The organism is Segeticoccus rhizosphaerae (assembly GCF_009192725.1).
Classification (GTDB): domain Bacteria; phylum Actinomycetota; class Actinomycetes; order Actinomycetales; family Dermatophilaceae; genus Segeticoccus; species Segeticoccus rhizosphaerae.
Genome location: NZ_VOHR01000431.1, coordinates 1 through 2,672, shown reverse-complemented (window position 1 = coordinate 2,672; position 2,672 = coordinate 1). Strand labels below are relative to the sequence as shown.

At 73.7% G+C, this 2,672-nt stretch carries 3 protein-coding genes; all 3 read left to right on the top strand.

The genetic code is table 11. The features are described 5' to 3' along the window. The coding region (locus tag FRW57_RS23580) for a hypothetical protein (protein ID WP_162529439.1) at nucleotides 1-202 on the top strand (202 nt) is incomplete at its 5' end. Continuing rightward, on the top strand, nucleotides 199-1,431 hold the full coding sequence (gene pcaF, locus FRW57_RS20140) for a 3-oxoadipyl-CoA thiolase (protein ID WP_152186896.1): 1,233 nt from the start codon (nucleotides 199-201) through the stop codon (nucleotides 1,429-1,431). The genes FRW57_RS23580 and pcaF, both read left to right, overlap by 4 nt. Further along, on the top strand, nucleotides 1,431-2,456 hold the full coding sequence (locus tag FRW57_RS20135) for an MBL fold metallo-hydrolase (protein ID WP_152186895.1): 1,026 nt from the start codon (nucleotides 1,431-1,433) through the stop codon (nucleotides 2,454-2,456). Before pcaF ends, FRW57_RS20135 begins: the two co-directional genes overlap by 1 nt. Nucleotides 2,457-2,672 lie beyond the last annotated feature (216 nt).

Genomic DNA, 2,672 nt, shown 5'->3' with positions numbered 1-2,672 from the left:
GTTCCTGCGCCGGATCGCCGACGCGCCGGGGGGACGGCTGCACAAGCTCGAGGCGCACCAGGCGGCCCGCGAGGTCGGGCTCGACCGTGCCGCCGTCGCCAAGCTCTACACCGCCGACCCGCCGCTCATCGACACCGAGCTGCAGGACCGCGTGATCACGCAGGCCGGCCGGGCGCACCTGGGCGGCGGGTCGACAGCATGAGCGGCGACGAGGGGCGCGGCACACAGACTGGGCGCACGGCATACGTCGTGTCCGGCGTGCGGACGCCGATCGGCCGGTTCGGCGGGGCGCTCGCCCCTGTGCGCCCGGACGACATGGCGGCGCACGTCATCAAGGAGCTCGTCGGGCGGCACGAGTCGGTGGACTGGGCATCGCTCGACGACGTCGTGATGGGGTGTGCCAACCAGGCCGGTGAGGACAACCGCAACGTGGCCCGGATAGCGCTGCTGCTCGCGGGTCTGCCGGTCGAGGTGTCCGGCACGACGATCAACCGGCTGTGCGCCTCCGGACTCGACGCCGTCGGCTACGCGGCGCGCGCGATCGCCGCGGGCGACGGCGACCTCTTCGTTGCCGGCGGGGTCGAGAGCATGAGCCGGGCACCGTTCGTCCAGCCCAAGGCGGCCACCGCCTGGTCTCGCAGCGCCGAGATCTACGACACGACGATCGGCTGGCGCTTCGTCAACCCTGCGCTGGAGCGGGAGTACGGCGTCGACGGGATGCCCAGGACCGCGCAGAACGTCGCCGACGACTACGCCGTGACCCGCGAGGACCAGGACGCCTTTGCGCTGCGCTCGCAGGAGCGGGCGGCCAAGGCGATGGGCAACGGGCGGCTGGCGCGCGAGATCGTGCCGGTCTCGGTGCCGCGTCGCAGGGCCGACCCGGTCGAGGTGGCGCAGGACGAGCACCCGCGGGACACGTCGGCCGAGGCGTTGGGCCGACTGCGGCCGCTGTTCGAGGGCGGCTCGGTGACCGCTGGCAACTCCTCGGGGGTGAACGACGGCGCAGCCGCCCTGCTGGTTGCCTCGGGCGAGGCGGTGGAGCGCTACGGGCTGACCCCGCTGGCCCGCGTCGTGTCGACCGCCGCCGCCGGGGTGCCACCGCGCGTCATGGGTGTCGGACCGGTGCCGGCCGTGCGAAAGGTCTTGGCGCGCAGCGGTGTCGAGCTCGACGCGATCGGCACGATCGAGCTCAACGAGGCCTTCGCCTCGCAGTCTCTCGCGGTGCTGCGCGACCTCGGCCTGGCCGACGACGCCGAGCACGTCAACCCGCACGGCGGCGCGATCGCCCTGGGGCACCCGCTCGGCATGAGCGGCGCCCGGCTGGCCCTCAGCGCGGCGATGACGATGGCGGACGAGAAGCAGGACTACGCCCTGGCCACGATGTGCGTTGGCGTGGGCCAGGGCATGGCGATGCTGCTCGGCCGCCCCTGATGGTGGCGCAGGACCGCGACCAGTGGACCGAGCCCGGAGCCCACGAGGTGGCACCGGGCGTGCACCGGATCCCGTTGCCGTTGCCGCAGGACGGGCTGCGGGCGGTCAACGTCTACGCCATCCGGGACGGTGACCGGGTCGTCCTCGTCGACGGCGGGTGGGCGCTGGCCGAGAGCGAGGAGCTGTTGGCCCAGTCGCTCGACAAGATCGGCTACGGCCTCGCGGACATCTCGGCGTTCCTGGTGACCCACGCGCACCGCGACCACTACACCCAGGCCGTGGCCGTGCGCCGCCAGTTCGGGTCGAGGGTGAGCCTCGGCGAGGGGGAGCGGCCGTCGCTGGAGCTGCTCGCGCCCACCGCGCCGCGGCGGGAGATCGCCCAGGTGCGGTTGCTCGAGTCGGCCGGTGCCGGTCACCTGGCTCAGCAGGTCCGTGCCGGCCTGGATCCGAACCCCGATCGCACCGACTGGGAGCCGCCGGACCACTGGCTCCCGGACGGTGCGCGCGTGCCGCTGGGGGAGCGGACCCTCGAGGCCGTGCACACCCCCGGACACACGCGCGGTCACCTCGTCTACCACGACGCCGCGCAGGAGGTGCTCTTCGCGGGAGACCACGTGCTCCCGCACATCACGCCGTCGATCGGGTTCGAACAGGCCGTGGTGACCTCGCCCCTGGCTGACTACCTCACCTCGCTGCGGCTGGTGCGCGCGATGCCGGACGCACGGCTGCTCCCCGCACACGGCCCGGTCACGGCCAGCGTGCACGAGCGGGTCGATGAGCTCCTCCTCCACCACGAGGAACGGCTCGACGCGAGCCTGGCGGCGATGCAGTCCGGCGCGGACACGGCATACGAGGTGGCCGCCCGGCTCGGCTGGACCCGGCGCAAGCGCGCGCTGGCGGACATGGACGTGTTCAACCAGATGCTCGCGGTGCTCGAGACCGCTGCCCACCTGGCCGTGCTGGCCGAGCGCGGCCGGGTGCGCTGTGAGGACCTCGACGGCGTGCGGCACTACGCCCCGGCCTGACTCCCTCGCTCCCGTGGCAGATGGTTCGCGGGGTTTGCGACGGCCCGGCGCGGTCGCAGACCCACGACCATCTTCACGAGGGTCGTCGCGGTGGGTTATTCGCTGGCGAGGAAGGCGTCGATCTCCCGGGCCGTGGGGGCCGTGGCCGGGCCGCGCCGGGTCACCTTGATCGCGCCGGCCGCGTTGGCCCGCCTCGCCGCCTCGATCCACGCCCGG

What these genes read in the sequence shown, in the direction of transcription:
- pcaF (WP_152186896.1), top strand. Translation starts at nt 199, where the DNA reads ATGAGCGGCGACGAGGGGCGCGGCACACAGACTGGGCGCACGGCATAC.
- FRW57_RS20135 (WP_152186895.1), top strand. Translation starts at nt 1,431, where the DNA reads ATGGTGGCGCAGGACCGCGACCAGTGGACCGAGCCCGGAGCCCACGAG.